This window comes from uncultured Methanobrevibacter sp., assembly GCF_902764455.1.
GTDB lineage: Archaea > Methanobacteriota > Methanobacteria > Methanobacteriales > Methanobacteriaceae > Methanocatella.
Genome location: NZ_CACWVY010000046.1, coordinates 1 through 15978 on the forward strand (window position 1 = coordinate 1; position 15978 = coordinate 15978).

At 33.7% G+C, this 15978-nt stretch carries 6 protein-coding genes, 1 tRNA gene and 1 pseudogene; all 8 read left to right on the top strand.

Going from position 1 to position 15978, the window contains the following annotated elements; translation table 11 throughout:
* Positions 1–1411: pseudogene (locus tag QZU75_RS11150) on the top strand (hypothetical protein); the annotation flags it as partial.
* Positions 1401–1832: an Ig-like domain repeat protein gene (locus QZU75_RS11155; protein WP_296883797.1), complete on the top strand. Its 432-nt coding sequence runs from the start codon at positions 1401–1403 to the stop codon at positions 1830–1832. The pseudogene QZU75_RS11150 and the gene QZU75_RS11155, both read left to right, overlap by 11 nt.
* Positions 1819–3636, top strand: coding sequence for an Ig-like domain-containing protein (locus tag QZU75_RS11160; RefSeq protein WP_296883799.1), 1818 nt, complete (start codon positions 1819–1821; stop codon positions 3634–3636). Before QZU75_RS11155 ends, QZU75_RS11160 begins: the two co-directional genes overlap by 14 nt.
* 186 nt (positions 3637–3822) lie before the next feature.
* Positions 3823–5985, top strand: a complete 2163-nt coding sequence (locus QZU75_RS11165; RefSeq protein WP_296883800.1) for a right-handed parallel beta-helix repeat-containing protein — start codon at positions 3823–3825, stop codon at positions 5983–5985.
* Between the two features lie 148 nt (positions 5986–6133).
* The gene (locus QZU75_RS11170) at positions 6134–11317 is read left to right on the top strand and encodes an Ig-like domain repeat protein (protein WP_296883802.1); all 5184 of its coding nucleotides are present in this window, start codon (positions 6134–6136) and stop codon (positions 11315–11317) included.
* A 205-nt stretch (positions 11318–11522) separates the two neighbouring features.
* Positions 11523–11936, top strand: a complete 414-nt coding sequence (locus QZU75_RS11175) for a DUF371 domain-containing protein (RefSeq protein ID WP_296883803.1) — start codon at positions 11523–11525, stop codon at positions 11934–11936.
* A gap of 59 nt (positions 11937–11995) precedes the next feature.
* Positions 11996–12079 (top strand) — tRNA-Leu (locus QZU75_RS11180).
* Between the two features lie 127 nt (positions 12080–12206).
* Positions 12207–15716 (top strand): pectate lyase-like adhesive domain-containing protein, encoded by a 3510-nt coding sequence (locus tag QZU75_RS11185; RefSeq protein WP_296883804.1) that lies wholly within the window; start codon positions 12207–12209, stop codon positions 15714–15716.
* Positions 15717–15978 lie beyond the last annotated feature (262 nt).

Consider the following 15978-nt stretch of genomic DNA (forward strand, 5'->3'; position numbering starts at 1 on the left):
ATCTTTTGTTCCTGATGGTGCTACTTTAGACTTCCAAGGATTGTTCTTAGGTAAATATCCTGTATACATCGATAAATCTGTAAATGTTATTTCATCTACTGGTGATGCTTTATTCAATTGTGGTGATACTTATGCTGGTAATGCTATTAATTCATTTAATATTGTTGCTGGTGGAGATAACACTAATATTACTGGATTAGACTTTATTAACTATTGTTTATACATTAAAGGTGCTTCCAACGTAACCGTTGATAATATTAGTATTGTTGCTAATAAACGTGGTGTCGGTTCTGGTACTGGATTCTTGTCTATCCACACTGGTGCTTATAACACTCTCGTTAAAAATAGTTACTTTGAAAATGGTGGAACTGGTTCCAGTTTACTTGTTTTAGGTAAAGGTGGAGCTTATGCTGTATTTGATCACAATTTATTCAATATAACTGGTTCTAGTGGTAATATTCTTTCTGCTAACCAATTTGTTGGTCAAGGTGCTGCTCCTGAGCATGTTTCATACACTAATAATGTTTTATACAACAACCAACCTGGAAGTGCATTCTGTTATGCTATGACTGTTAGTGGCTCTGGTAACCTTGTTGAAAATAACACTATCTATCACAGTGGTAGTGGAATCTTAAACCAATATGGAGCTTCTTCTAGTGGTAATGTCTACAGAAACAACACACTTTACGGTAATACCAACTTCAATCCAAGTGCAAACAGTATTGTAGAAAACAATAAGATTTATGCAACCACAAATATTGCTGCTAATACAACTGTAGTAGGCAATACTTTCCAAAATGTTGCTATTTCCGGAACAAACACTACATTTACAAACAATACTGTAACTGTAAGTGGTAATGAAAACACTATAAAAGATAACAATATAGTTTCTTCCGGTGAATATGCTGTCGATTTAAAATCAACCGTAAATAACATTGTAGTTGATAATGTATTATATGCTAAGGAATTAGCTGGTGATGCAGCTGTCAAATATGACAATGAAAACAATACTATAAGTCACAACTATCCGTTAGAATCTGCATTAATTGTAGAAGCTGATGATATTTTTGTTGGTCAGGATGCTATTGTTAACATCAGATTCAATGAATCTGTTGAAGGTACTGTTGAAGTAATACTCAATGGTAAAAAATACAATGTAGACGTTACTGATGGTAAAGCACAACTCAATGTTTCAAACTTACCTGCTAGCAAATACACAGTAGGAGTTTACTTCGATGGTAATTTAAAATACACTACTATTGAAAACTCAACTGATTTCACAGTTCAAAAATTAGATACTAAAACTAATGTTACTGTTCCTAGTGATGTTAAAGCTGGTGAGGAAGCTGTTATTGATGTTGTTATTCCTGGTGCTAGTGGTAATGTCAGTGTTGTTGTAAATGGTGCTTAAGAATATTGAACCTGGTGATTATAATATTGCAATGGTCTACGATGGTGATAACACCTATGGTCCTGCTGTTGTTACTGGTTCATTCAGTGTTGATAAGTTAGCTAGTGATCTTAATGTTACTGTTCCTAGTGATGTTAAAGCTGGTGAAAATGCTGTTATTGATGTTGTTATTCCTGGTGCTAGTGGTAATGTCAGTGTTGTTGTAAATGGTGTTGATACTGTTGTTGCTTTAGATGAGAATGGTACTGCTCAATTAGTGCTTAAGGATATTGTGCCTGGTGATTATAGTGTTGCTGTCGTTTATGATGGTGATAATACTTACAGTTCTGCTGTTGTTACTGGTTCATTCAGTGTTGATAAGTTAGCTAGTGATGTTAATGTTACTGTTCCTAGTGATGTTAAAGCTGGTGAATGGTGTTGATACTGTTCTTGCTTTAGATGAAAATGGTGCTGCTCAATTAGTCCTTACTAATGTTGAACCTGGTATTTATAATGTTGTAGTGGTCTATGATGGTGATAACACCTATGATTCTGCTGTTACAACTGGTTCATTTAATGTGGCTAAAGAATCTATTGATGCTAATATTACTGTTCCTAGTGATATTAAAGCTGGTGAAGAAGCTGTTATTGATATTGCTATTCCTGGTGCAACAGGTAATGTATCTGTCTTTGTTGATGGTGTTGAAAATGTTGTTCCTTTAGATGAGAATGGTACTGCTCAATTTATCATTCCTGCAGCTGAATCTGGTGAACATAGTGTTGTAGTTGTCTATCTTGGTGATGACACTCACGATGCTGCCGTTGCAACTGGTTCATTCAGTGTAGAAAAAGTTCTTAGTGAAGCTAATATTACTCTTCCTAGTGATGTTAAAGCTGGTGAAGAAGCTGTTATTGATATTGCTATTCCTGGTGCAACCGGTAATGTTTCTGTTATTGTTGATGGTGTTGAAACTGTTGTTGCTTTAGATGAGAATGGTACTGCTAAATATACTGTTCCTGCTGTTGGTGCTGGTGATCATAGTGTTGTTGTCGTTTATCCTGGTGATGATACTAATGCTCCTGTAGTTAAATCTGCTACTTTCAGTGCTGATAAAGAAACAACTGAAGCAAATGTTACTATGCCGACTGACTTTAAAGTAGGTGAACAAGCAAATGTAACTGTTGATATTCCTGGTGCTACCGGAAACGTTAGCGTTATTGTTGACGGTGTTGAAACTGTTGTTCCTTTAGATGAAAACGGAACTGCTGTTGTACCAATGAATATGACTCCTGGCGAACACAGTGTTGTAGTTGTTTACTCTGGTGATGAAACTCACTCACCTGTCATAAAAACAGCTACTGTAAATGCAGAAGTTGTAACTAGTCAATTTACCAACTTAGTTCTCGATGGTAATTTAGTACTCTCAGGTGTATTAGTTGACTCACTTGGAAATGCTATTGCTAATGCTACTATCGATTACACAATCGGCACTACAAAAGGTACTTTAACTACTGGTGCAGACGGATCATTCAAGATGACTGCTCAAAACAACGCAATTGTTGCTATTGCTTATGCTGGAACTCCTGAAGTAGCCGGAACAAATATTGACATTACTATTCAAAATATTGCTCCTTCCAGATTAGGCAGTGAATTTAACGTTACCGAAGGTATTTCAATTAAAACCTATGCTGTAGATTCTCCTGCTGGTGAAATCGGACAAACCACTTCATTCAGATTAACTGATTCTAACGGCAAACCAATCGTTAACGCAACAGTTAAATTCGCATACAAAACAGTTATTCTAAACAGAACAACTGACGAAAACGGTATAGTATTTATTGGTATTAACACTCAAGTAGCTCAAGAAGCACTCTGTGCAATGTCATACATTGGTGATGAAAACTACAATGCTACATTTGTCGCATTCAGTTTCGACATCCAATCTAAACCAATTACAATCTCAGCTCCTTCTAAAACCTACAAAGCAAGTGCAACCAAAAAATACACAGTAACCATAAAAACAGAAAAATGCAACTCCAGAGATGGAAAAGTTTACCTCAGCGCTGGTAAGAAAATAACCATGAAAATCAATGGTAAAACATACACAGCAAAAACAAACGCTAAAGGTCAAGCTACCTTTAACCTTAACATAAGCAAAAAAGGTAAATACACTGCATCTATTAAGTTTGCTGGAGATAAAACATATGCTTCAGCAAGCAAATCTGCAAAAATTACTGTAAAATAGAAGTGATCATTCACTTCTAACTTTTTTCTTTTTTTAACATATTTGAATTTTTTTTAAAGATAACTTTATAAACTATTTTTAATATAATATCTATTGTCTTTTAGCAATTTTTGTAGTTGCTTTTAGGATAATTAATCTAAGGAGGCGATAGGTATAAGAAATGATGTGAAATTATTCATTGGACTAATGATTATCTGTTTAATAATTTCAATTTCTTCGGTCTCAGCTGGGGATTTAAACCAAACAAATTCTACTATTGATTTGTCACTTGATGATTCAATTGTAAATGTTGAAGATGAAGTCCCTGATGTGCCGGATTTGGTTGTAAATGATACAATTTATATAAATGCTGATAATATTGATGATTATTTCACAAATGGGATTTTAACTTCAAAATTTGATGATAAAACTTTGATATTCAATCAAAATTTTGAAAATCTCGGTAGATTAATTATTCATGCAAATAATGCAACAATCAAAAGTAGCGGATATATTCTAAAAAATACTGTATTTCAAGTTGATGCCGGTGATGTAACATTGTCGGATATTAATTTGGATTTGGATAGTGAATTTAAAGACAATGACGGTTCTGCTATCCAGATTCTTTCAGATAATGTTGATTTAATCAATGTTAATATCAATTATATTGTCCCTCAGAACGTTGAAGCATATGGAATATATGCTGAAGGCCGTCAAGGCAGTCCTTTAAGAAATCTAAGGATAAAAAATTCATACGTTAACTTTGAAGGGCACAATGAGGATGTCAACGTTTACAATTGTGCTTTGAAATTGGTAGAGTGCAGGGATGCAATAATTGAAAACAACACAATTCATTCTGCATTGCCTCTGAAAGATATTATTTTCGGAGCCAATGGTGCTGAACTCGCATCTGATTTGGTTTTAACAGTAGGTATTGGAAATAGTGAAAATATTTCATTTATTGGAAATACACTTTTTTCCGAAGTAAATAAACGTCCTGAAAACCGATATCCCTCTTTGGATTGTATGCTGATCAGTAAAACGGATAATTCATTTATATGCAATAATTCCATATTCATGACAGACTTTCTGACATATCCCGGTACGGACAACTACATTTATGGTCTGGACATCTATAATTTGAATAACATTACAGTTTGCCACAATAAAATTTCAATAATAACAACAGGCGGTAAACTGGCTGCAGGTACCGCTTATCCTATTCAGATTACCGGTCCTATTTCAAATGTTAATATCACGGAAAATGACTTGTATTCATTTTCAAACGGCCCTAACATTGGTGTATATTCCCAGAATTTCTATGGGGAAACATCACTGTCCATTACAAACAATAAAATTAATGTAACCGGACTTGCCGGAACTCACGAATGGGCTTTGGTTGCAGGAATTGAGTCTCAGGATTCACATTCAACAATTCTCAACAACACAATCGAGGTTCACAGTGTCGGTGATGTTTCAATCGAGGATAATCTTTACGGAATAAGTTACCGCCAATCAACAAACGGCGACCATCAGTACAATATTCAAAATAATACTGTATTCAGTGATGGATTTTATGCTGTAAATCTGTTGAGTTCTGTTGATTCAAAGGTTATAAACAATTTGCTTGTATCCTATAATTCCAAAGTAAAAAATGGAAATGGGGGATTCAAATATTGGGATATAAATTCACATGAAGGTCTGGAATTTTATAATAATCAGATTATACGTGCATTTGATTATTTCGCATTAAATAACAATAATGTTGATAATGGGGATAAAAACGATTATACAACACCAAAAAATGATAAAGGCATTACAAATAAGATTGATGGAGATAAACTCAGCAAAAGTGATGACGACAATAATAAATATTCCTATAATCCGTTGATTCCTGGAAATTCAAAAGATCAGGGAAATACAAATCAGCAGCCTCAGGATGGTGAAGATACTCCACAGGAAGATTCATCAGACAATAACGGAGGTTCTTCCAATCAGGGAGATTCATCTGGTGACGGTACCAAAAAGGAACCAATGTCATTAAAAGAGGCTTTGATTAACTTCATTAACTCCAATACAGAAAGTGGAAATGCAAACACTACCTCATTCAACGGTCAAAATGCAAATGTCCGTTCAAATGAAAGTGATGCAACACCATCTGCTGAAGGATCTGAAAGTGCTGCAAGCCAATCCAAATCTTCAGTCAGTCCTGATTCTTCTGGTGCCGGTGATTCTGAGGGTGTTAGTAAAAAAATATTCGAAATAGAAGAAAAGACCGATGACAGTTTCATTCCTGCAATTTTCTTCATTATTCCTGTGATGATTCTGTTGTTTATTGGAATTAGACGCAAAAAATCAAAATTTGAATAAATTAGTTATTTTCAACTAATTTTACTTTTTTTTTAATTTTTTTATAAATTATACAAATGATTTTAAATACTATTTTTAACATAACTAATCTTATCATTGACAAATGATATTTAATAAAGTATAATTAACTTAATTTGAGGTATTTAATTTGAAAATCAATAAGGTAATGTTTATATTATTTGTTTTTATTGCATTATTCTCATTATCTTCGGTTTATGCTAATGCTGATGATGCAATGAACTTAACTGAAAATCAGATTGACTCAATTGCCTTAAAGGATGCTAATGATGATTTATCTGAAATATATGTTAGTATAACAGGTACAGATTCTGCTGAAGGATCTCAGCAAAATCCTGTTAAGACAATAAATAAGGCAATAGATTTATCAAAGGATAACGGTACCATATTTTTATCAGATGGGGAATTTAAAAATAATCTGAATAATAAACTGACCCTATCAAAATCTTTGAGTTTTGTCGGTTGTGAAAATACTGTCATAAACGGTATGGGAAAAGATTATTGTTTTGATATTCAGGACAATATAACAGTCAGTTTTAAGAATATCAAATTCATCAATGCCTATAAAGCTCCAGAGTCATATTCTGTTTCTTATAATGATAAGGTATATGGTGCGGTTTTAGACATTAAAAATGCAAAAGTCACAGTTGACAACTGTATATTTGAAAACAATGTTTTATCTTATGGGGGTGGTGACAACAATACTTATGGAGGTGCAATCAGCAATTTTGGCGAATTGACAATTCTAAACTCTAGATTTATCAACAATACTGCATTGTCCACTTCAGGACTTTTCTCCTATGGGGGAAGCATATACAATAAGGGAAAACTCCTCATTGCCAACACTTCATTTTCAAAATCAAAAAGCATTGATTTTGGTTGCGGTGCCGCAATTGCAAATGGTGGTGAAGTCATAATGCATGATTGCATTATTTCAGATTCAACTGCACTTCATGAAACTAAAGGTTCTGCAATATACAACACAGGCGATTTTAAGATGTTCAACTCCATAATTGAAAATAACTATATTGAAAGATCTAATTTTAATTATATTTATGGTGCTGTTTATAATTCAGGAACATTGACTGCATGTGGAAGCATCTTCAGAAATAATACAGGTTATTATGAAGCACCAACCCCTGCATATAAGGGATCAGGAAATATCTATAACATAGGCAAATTGAACTTAACTTACAATGCATTTATGGATAACGTTCCATTTTTTGGCATCTCACAGGATATCTATTTCAATGGTGGAGAAATAATAAACCTTGACAATAACTGGTGGGATACTAACACAAATCCGTATAAAGACAACTACAGAATCAATGTGGATTCAATCAATTCATGGTTAATTTTAAACCTGACTCCCGATTATACTAAATTAAATATCTCAGATGATGTAAACATTCGTGCATCATGGACAAATAACATTAATATGGTGCCTCAAATTGATTTGATGCCAATATTTAATGTAACATTCAAAACAAATGTTAACGGTAAACAAATAGTCTCAAATAAAGAATTATTAAATGGAAAAGCAGATTTTAAATTTAATTATACTCAAAATAAGGGATTGTATAATGTAACTGCGAGTTTAGGTTCTTTCAGTGAAAATGTCCTTGTTGATGTAGGTAAAGTTGTAACCTATGTAAAATTCACAACAAATGACAATATTTCATATCTGGACGATTTGATAGTGGATTTGGAAGTAACAAGTGCAGACAATTCAATTCCAACCGGTGTTGTTTTATTAAAAATAGCTGATAAAACCTACACTGTCAATCTGGTTGGAGGAAAAGGAAATTGCACTATCTCAGATTTAACTCCTCAAAATCATACTTTAAATATCATTTATGACGGAAGCGAAAATCATTTCAAGGCATTCAACAGGACAAATGTCATAATCAAAAAACAGGACGTTGACTTAAAAATCAATATTCCTGAAATAAAGGTTTCTCAAAAAGGTTCAGCTATTGTGACTTTAGCACCTAAGGGAGTTCAGGGTCAGGCTGTTCTCTATGTTGACGGCGTGAGAAAAAAGATTGTTTATCTTTATAACGGCAACACAACAATTGCATTGAATAATTTTGCAGAAGGCGAATATAACATTTCATTGGAATTTGTAGAGACACAGTATTATAATTCAGCATCCGTCAGCGGCATTTTAAATGTTACCCGATACGATGCAGCGATAAACATCTCTACAAACGACATAAATGTTGGTGAAAATCAAACAATAACGATTAAAGTCAGTCCGGAATCCCTGAGGGGAGAGGCAACTTTGATAATCAATGGTGAAAACAATACAATATTTATTGATGATGTCGTAACCAATGTCACTTTAACAAATTTAAGAGCAGGAAAATATGATGTTACTTTAATATTTGATGGAGATTTAAGATACAATACTGTTAATGTTTCAACTTCATTTAATGTATTGAAAACTCCTACATCATTGACTGTTGATGTTGATATGGATGACAAAGCTTTAAACGGCACAATAACAGTCAAAGTAAATCCAAGCAATGCAACAGGTGTTGCAGGTGTTTATGTAAATTATAATTCCTATAGATTAAATTTAACTGATGGTGAAGCAACATTTTCTGTCAAATTCGATAAGGGAACCAATTATATATTCGTATTTTATGAAGGAAATGCATATTTTGAGGATTCAACATGGAATACAACTTTGGGAATTGATGATGAATTCGTATTCATTGGTGAGAACTCAACAGGATATGCCTTAAATGACTTTAACTATTCTGTAAGGTTAATGGAAGTCAACGGCATTCCAATGCCTGGAAGAATTGTTTCAGTTGATTTTAACGGTAAAAAATATAACATTACAACTGATGATAACGGTTTTGCATACTTTAATTTGAATTTGGCCGGTGGAAAATATAACATATCTGCCAGTTATAAGAATGCAACAATATTCAATGTATTAACAGTTATGGATGTTGATTTCAATTTGACTGCCTCAAACAGTATCTATGGTGAAAACGAAAAAATAAAAGCTATTTTTGAAAATGGTGTTAAAGGCGAAGTCAATTTCATAATTGAAGATATTTTAAATGTATTTGTAGAAATTGTTAATGGAACTGCCCAATACAATATCTCCAATCTAAATGTTGGAAGCTACACTGTAAAAGCGGTCTATCATGATTTGCAACATTCCAGTGATTTTTCTGTTGAAAAGGCAGATCTTGAACTTGACGTTAATGTAGGTGCCGCAACACCATACATAGATGAGATAATTAAGGTCACCAATCTTAAAAATGCATCAGGAGACATTATATTCATTTTCAACGGCACTGAATATAAAATTGCAATTGTTGACGGTGAATCTGAATTGAATCTGTCCAAATTAAATGAAGGCAGATATTCCATTACAGTCAAATATCTGGGAGATAAAAACTACTTTGCTTCAAACAGGACTGTCAGTTTTTATGTTAGGGAATTCTCATCAGATATAATCTTAACAATCACTGACAGTCAATACGGAGGTGACTTGATTGCTGTTGCCGCACTCAATGACGATGCAACAGGAACAGTCAGGTTCAATGTCGCAAACTTAACTAAAGAAATTGAAATTAATAACGGAAAAGCGGTTTGGAACTTTGCAGGTCTTGACGCGGGAAATTATACAATAAATGCAACCTATTTGGGAAATGAATATTATATCGAATCATCAAATCAGACTTCATTTAATGTAGTAAAAGCAAATTCCTTCATTGAATTATATGTTAAGGAAGTGGCATTGGGTGAAAATATAAGGATATATGCAAATTTAAGTCCTAACGCTACAGGAAGTGTTTCATTCAGTATGATAGGTTATTTCTCACCAAGAAACAAACCTGTCAGCGATTCAAAATCTTCCTGGTACATAGCACCTATGAATAACGGTGAATATACTGTTATAGCAAAATATCTGGGTGATAAAAACTATTATGCATCAAATACAACATTTCTGTTGAATGTTTATCAGAAAAAATCAATATTGGATGTTGAATTAAATGATGCAGGTATAAATGATAGGGTAATCTGTAAAGTAAGTCTCAAAACAAAGGATGGAGATTTGATTACATCTGATGTTGGCTTAAAGATAGGAAGCAGCCTTTACACTGTAAACGTAAAGGATGGAAGCGGATCAATTGTTCTTGGAAAAATGGCTAAAGGCAATTACACTTACCTTGTTGAATTTGCAGGTGATGAAAACTACACTTCAGCAAGCTATTCAGGTTCATTTAAGGTAGTTGATGATTTGCTTGATGCAACTTTATCTGTTTCAAATCTCACAAAGTATTATAGCGGTTCTGAAAAATTGCAAATCACCTTGAAAGATTCTAACAATAAGGCATTTGCAAATCAGCGCATTACTGTAAAAATTTCATCTAAAGAATATAGTTTGGTTACCAACTCCAACGGACAGGCATTTTTGGATGTTGATCTTAATCCTGGAAGTTACAATGCAGAAGTCATATTTGAACAGACAGAAAAATATCATGCTGCATCCGCAAACGCTACAGTAACTGTCCTGTCTACTGCTGAGGGCATTGATGTTGTTAAATTGTACGGCAGCGGAACCCAGTACTTTGCAATATTTACAGATGCAAAAGGAAATGCCTTGGGTAATACTAAAGTAACCTTCAAGATAGGAAGCAGGTCTTATGATTTGACTACTCTGCCTAACGGTATTGCCAGAATCAACATTAACTTCAAGGCAGGAACATATACAATAAAAGCCACAAATCCTGCTACCGGCCAGACAATTTCCAATAAAATAACAATCTACTATAAGATAATGGAAAACAAGGATGTTTCAAATTATTATGGCGCAAAAACCAATTATAAAGTTAGAATATACACTGACGGATATAAGCATGTAGGTGCAGGCAAGGCCGTAACATTTAAAGTGAACGGCAAAACCTATAAAATTAAAACTGATAAGAACGGTTATGCAAAACTGGCAGTTAAGCTTAAGGCTAAAAAATACACAGTCACTGCAAGCTATGGAGGATTTAAGGTATCCAATAAGATAACAGTTAAGAAGCTATTATCTGCCAAAAACCTTTCCAAAAAAAGAGCAAAGGTCACTAAGTTTCAGGCAAAACTGGTCAACAGTAAAGGAAATCCGCTAACCGGTAAAAAGATTACCTTCAAAATGGAAGGAAAAACATATACTGGAAAAACAAACAGTAAAGGAATAGCTACTGCTACTATTAAAATTGCATTAAAAGTCGGTAAATACAAAATACAGTCCATTTATAAAAAGACAAAGATAACCAACACCATAACCATTAAAAAATAGAAGTTTTTATTAAAACTTCTTTAATTTTATTTTTTTCATGTAGATTACACTGTGCAAAGTGTCGATTATTTTCATAAGCATTAATTATATTTAAAATAACATTGATATTTTTAATAGTTTTCAATATATCTTACTGAATTATTAATCGTTTCTTCGTCTATTTGCCATGAAAAATTTTATTAATTTTCGAATCAAATTATTATTTATGATTTTTAAAATTCTGACCAGAGGTCATAAGAATGTAAGTTCAAAACACAAATCAACTTTTGAGATTACAAAGGATGCTGAAATCGGTCCGACTGCAGACTGTATTATCGGAACTGACATGGACAAGACCATGCTGAATTTTCCACCTGAGTTTAAAGACAAGATTGCAGATTCCAACACCAGAATAACTGTAGAGCTTAAAACGGAAAACGGGTATGATGAAATAACAGGATGGGGCCATGAGGATTTGACATTGACACATCCAACAGATATTGTAATAAGAAAAAGTGATTTCACCTGTTCCAGAACATTGATGATTAATGCCGATAAGGCTGCAAAAGATCTTGATGGCAACTTAATTGAAGATTTAAAAAATGAAAAAGTCATGGAAGTTACTATAAAATTGGCCTAAAATAGTTAAGTTTATATAAGTTGAAAAAGATATTTTTTGATAACTACTTTTGTTTTTATGCGGGGGTGGTCGAGCGGTCAAAGGCGCTAGGTTGAGGGCCTAGTGGGTTAGTCCCTTCGCGGGTTCAAGTCCCGTCCCCCGCACTATTCGATTACTGTTTTTGCAAAATTTATTATACATTGAAAATTAAAATATTTTTTAAGATTACTAAATTGTGGAGGATTTTTATTGAATAATAAATTCATTTTAATTTTATCAGTTGTGTCATTGATGTTTCTTTGCATTGGTGCTGTAAGTGCAAATGATTTGAATGACACCCAATCTGATTTTGACGATTTGGCAGGTGAAATAAATACAACCGCTGAAAATCAGGTACTGACATTGGAAAAGGATTATAAATTTACAAATACTACACAAAAGCATATTGTGATTGATAAAGCAATAACTATTGACGGTGACAATCATCAAATCGAAGCTCCTGATGTGTCAAGAGTATTTTTTGTAAAGGCAGATAATGTTATTATTAAAAACATTAATTTTGTCAATGCAAAATCTGCTGCTCTTGCTGGAGGAGTCATATCATGGCTGGGAAATAACGGATCATTGATTAACTGTAATTTCACAAATAATTCTGCAGCATCTGCAGGAGGTGCAGTATTGTGGAAAGGAGATAATGGAATCATTTCAAACTGCAACTTCCAAAACAATACTGTAAAAACTGCCGCAGATGTAAGTCTGACCTATGAGGAAGGTTATGATCCAAAACAACTTCATATAATGACAGTAAACAGCGAAGCCGGAGCGCTGTATCTGTGGGGAAATCACATTAGCGTAGATAACTGTAAGTTTATAAATAATGTAGCTGATTTTACAGGAGGAGCTATTACTGTCCACTGGGGAAATAACATCAGCATTTCAAATTCCAAATTTAAAAACAACCGGGCAGGTCACACCGGAGGAGCCATTGCATGGAACGGTGAAGACGGAATTTTGAACAACGCAAGATTTACTGATGACAGTCCTAATGAGCTGTTTTTGAATTCTAAAAATATCACATTAACAGACTGTTATATTGAAAACGAGTCATCAATCGAATCATTCTATGATGTCGATTTCTCAAACGTTAAATTCGGACATTTAAAAACATTTGATGATTTGTCTTTGCTGATTAACAGCACTCCTGAAGGGGGCATTCTTGTTTTGGACGATGACTACAAGTTCACAAACGGTTCAAATAAGGGAATCGTAATTTCTAAAGCTATTACAATTGACGGTGCAGGCCATATTTTGGATGGAAACAAATCCTCAAGAATTTTCAACATCACTGCAGATAATGTGGTTCTAAAAAACATTAATTTCATCAATGGTGATGCAATTGGAAGTTATGTTCATAACAATTATGGCGGAGGAGCCCTCTACTGGAATGCATCAAACGGATTTGTTGAAAACTGTAATTTCACAAATAATCAGGATTATACTACAGAATATCCAGAAGATATAACTATAATTGAGGATGGCAAGGTCATTGTTATTCCTAGTGCAATTCCTGCCGGAGCAAAAACCTGTGAAGGAGGAGCAATCCGATGGATTGGGGATAACGGTACTGTTAAAGATTGCCGTTTTACTGAAAACAAGGTAGGTTATGCAAATCATGGCGGTGCGGTCTACTGGAATGGAGATTATGGGAAAATCATCAATTCTGAATTTCATGACAATTTCGCATGGGTAGGAGCTGCAATATACTGGAGCGGAAACTATGGAACATTATTGTCTTCAAACTTGTTTTTAATATATCATGATGAGTATAGGGAACCTTTTAAAGACCGTGTCATGTATTGGGATGGTGATAATGCAAGCATTAAAGACTCCATATTGATTAATGCATATATTCATGGTTCAAACATAACCTGTGACTATAACTTTTGGGGAGACACTGTTAATGGCCCAAACAGAATTACAAAACCTGACAATGTCAATAACTGGATTATATTAAATCTCAAAACAGATAAAAATACTGTTACAAAGGGTGATGAAGTGACTGTTTCATGGGATTTAAGCTATTTAATGGATAATGAGGGAATATTATCAAAATATGGTCCTTTAAATTATTCTTATGAGACTAAATTTGTGGCTAATGATTCAGGAATGGTTAATGTGACATATAGGTATAATCAAATGGAATTTGAAGTAATTCCTTTCAAATATTTGGACTTTAATGTATTGGCTCAAAAAATTAATGAAACACCGGAAGGAGGTTTACTGGTATTGGACAGGGATTACATGTACATTAACGGTACTAATAAGGGAATTCTGATTTCAAAATCAATAACTATTGATGGAAACGGCCATACATTAAATGGAAATAAACTGTCCAGAATGTTCAATATTACTGCAGATGATGTAACTATAAAAAATATCAATTTCATCAACGGAAACGCATATGGAAAATACTTCTCAAATGATGCTGGCGGAGGAGCAATCTACTGGAACGGAGCAAACGGTTATGCTGAAAACTGTAACTTTACAAACAATGCCGGAAACGGTATTGAAGATGATCCATTCGATAAGGAAGAAACATGGGTTGATGAAAACGGATTAGTTTGGCATACTATCCGATATAGGCCAATGGGCGCTAAAGTTAATGAAGGTGGTGCAATTGTATGGAACGGTACAAACGGCACTGTATTTAACTGCATCTTCAGAAATAATGGTGTCGGATATCCGAATTCAGGTGGCGCAATCTGCTGGAGAGGAGATTCAGGAAAAGTATTATACAGTAATTTCTACAATAATGATGCATGGTCAGGAGCTGCAATTTCTTGGATTGGCAACAACGGTACAATATTGTATTCCAAATTCATAAACAGCGGAGATATTTTTGGAAGGGACATAATGTGGTTTGGTGAGAATGGAATAATCAAATACTCATTCTTAATCAGTTCAAGTGGAAGAAGCCCACTTTATCCATATTCAGGAAGTGTAGTTGCAGATTACAATTTCTGGGGAGACATTTTACCTGATACAAACATAGACAAGATTAACAATTTAAACAATTGGGTTGTATTGAATGCAACCTGCAATAAGGATTTTGTCAATAAGGGAGATCTCATTACAGTAACCTGCGATACCTTGCTGTTTGAAAAGGATGGGGGATTATCCAATTTCACAGGCTTCAGTATTTTAGGCAATCTCACAATTAAAGCGGATAAGGACGGTTTTGTCAAATTGACTTTTGAAAATGGTCAACTGGATGTTAAAATCATTCCAAAAACTAAAATTGTTTCAAAAGACCTGACAAAATATTACAAACAATCCAAACTGTTCAAGGTTCGCCTTTACGGGGCTGACGGCAAGTTAGCTACTGGAAAATATGTCAAATTTACCATAGGCAAAAAGATATACAGTATCAAAACTGATAAAAAAGGGTATGCGACTTTAAAGATTAACAAAAAACCTGGTAAATACACTATAATATCTCAGTACGGCAGTGTTAAAGTTAAAAACAAAATTACCATAAAGACAACTTTAATAACTAAGAATGTCTCTAAAAAAGTTAAAAAATCTGCTAAATTCACAGTCAAAGTTTTAAAATCAAACGGAAAGGCATTCGCCAATAAGGTTGTTAAAGTCAAATTTAAAGGTAAAACCTATAAAATCAAAACCAATAAAAAGGGAATTGCTTCTTTTGCTTTGTCTAAAGATTTGAAAGTTGGCAAATACACTATAAAAACTTCTTTCAATGGTTTAACAAATTCAAATATGATTATAGTTAAAAAATAACTATAATTTTCCTTTTTTTGTGGATTCTGATGATTATAGTCTATTACTTAATGTTTGTACCATTTTTGTAATTTGTTCTTGGGCTGTTATGTTTTTTTTTTTCAACATAAGGTTTACCAAGCTATCTCCCATTGACTTATGGGTTCATAATTTTTTTTTATATTTTTATTTGTATTTTTTGTTCGAATATTATTCGTAATCCTTCGTTTTTTATGTTTATAGCTGCATTGATGTCTCTTTGATGGTGTTTTCCACATTGGGG

Bases quoted from the DNA above. Each gene is read 5' to 3' on its own strand.
- QZU75_RS11185 (WP_296883804.1), top strand. From the start codon at position 12,207: ATGTTTCTTTGCATTGGTGCTGTAAGTGCAAATGATTTGAATGACACC.
- QZU75_RS11165 (WP_296883800.1), top strand. From the start codon at position 3,823: ATGATTATCTGTTTAATAATTTCAATTTCTTCGGTCTCAGCTGGGGAT.
- QZU75_RS11155 (WP_296883797.1), top strand. From the start codon at position 1,401: ATGGTGCTTAAGAATATTGAACCTGGTGATTATAATATTGCAATGGTC.
- QZU75_RS11175 (WP_296883803.1), top strand. From the start codon at position 11,523: ATGATTTTTAAAATTCTGACCAGAGGTCATAAGAATGTAAGTTCAAAA.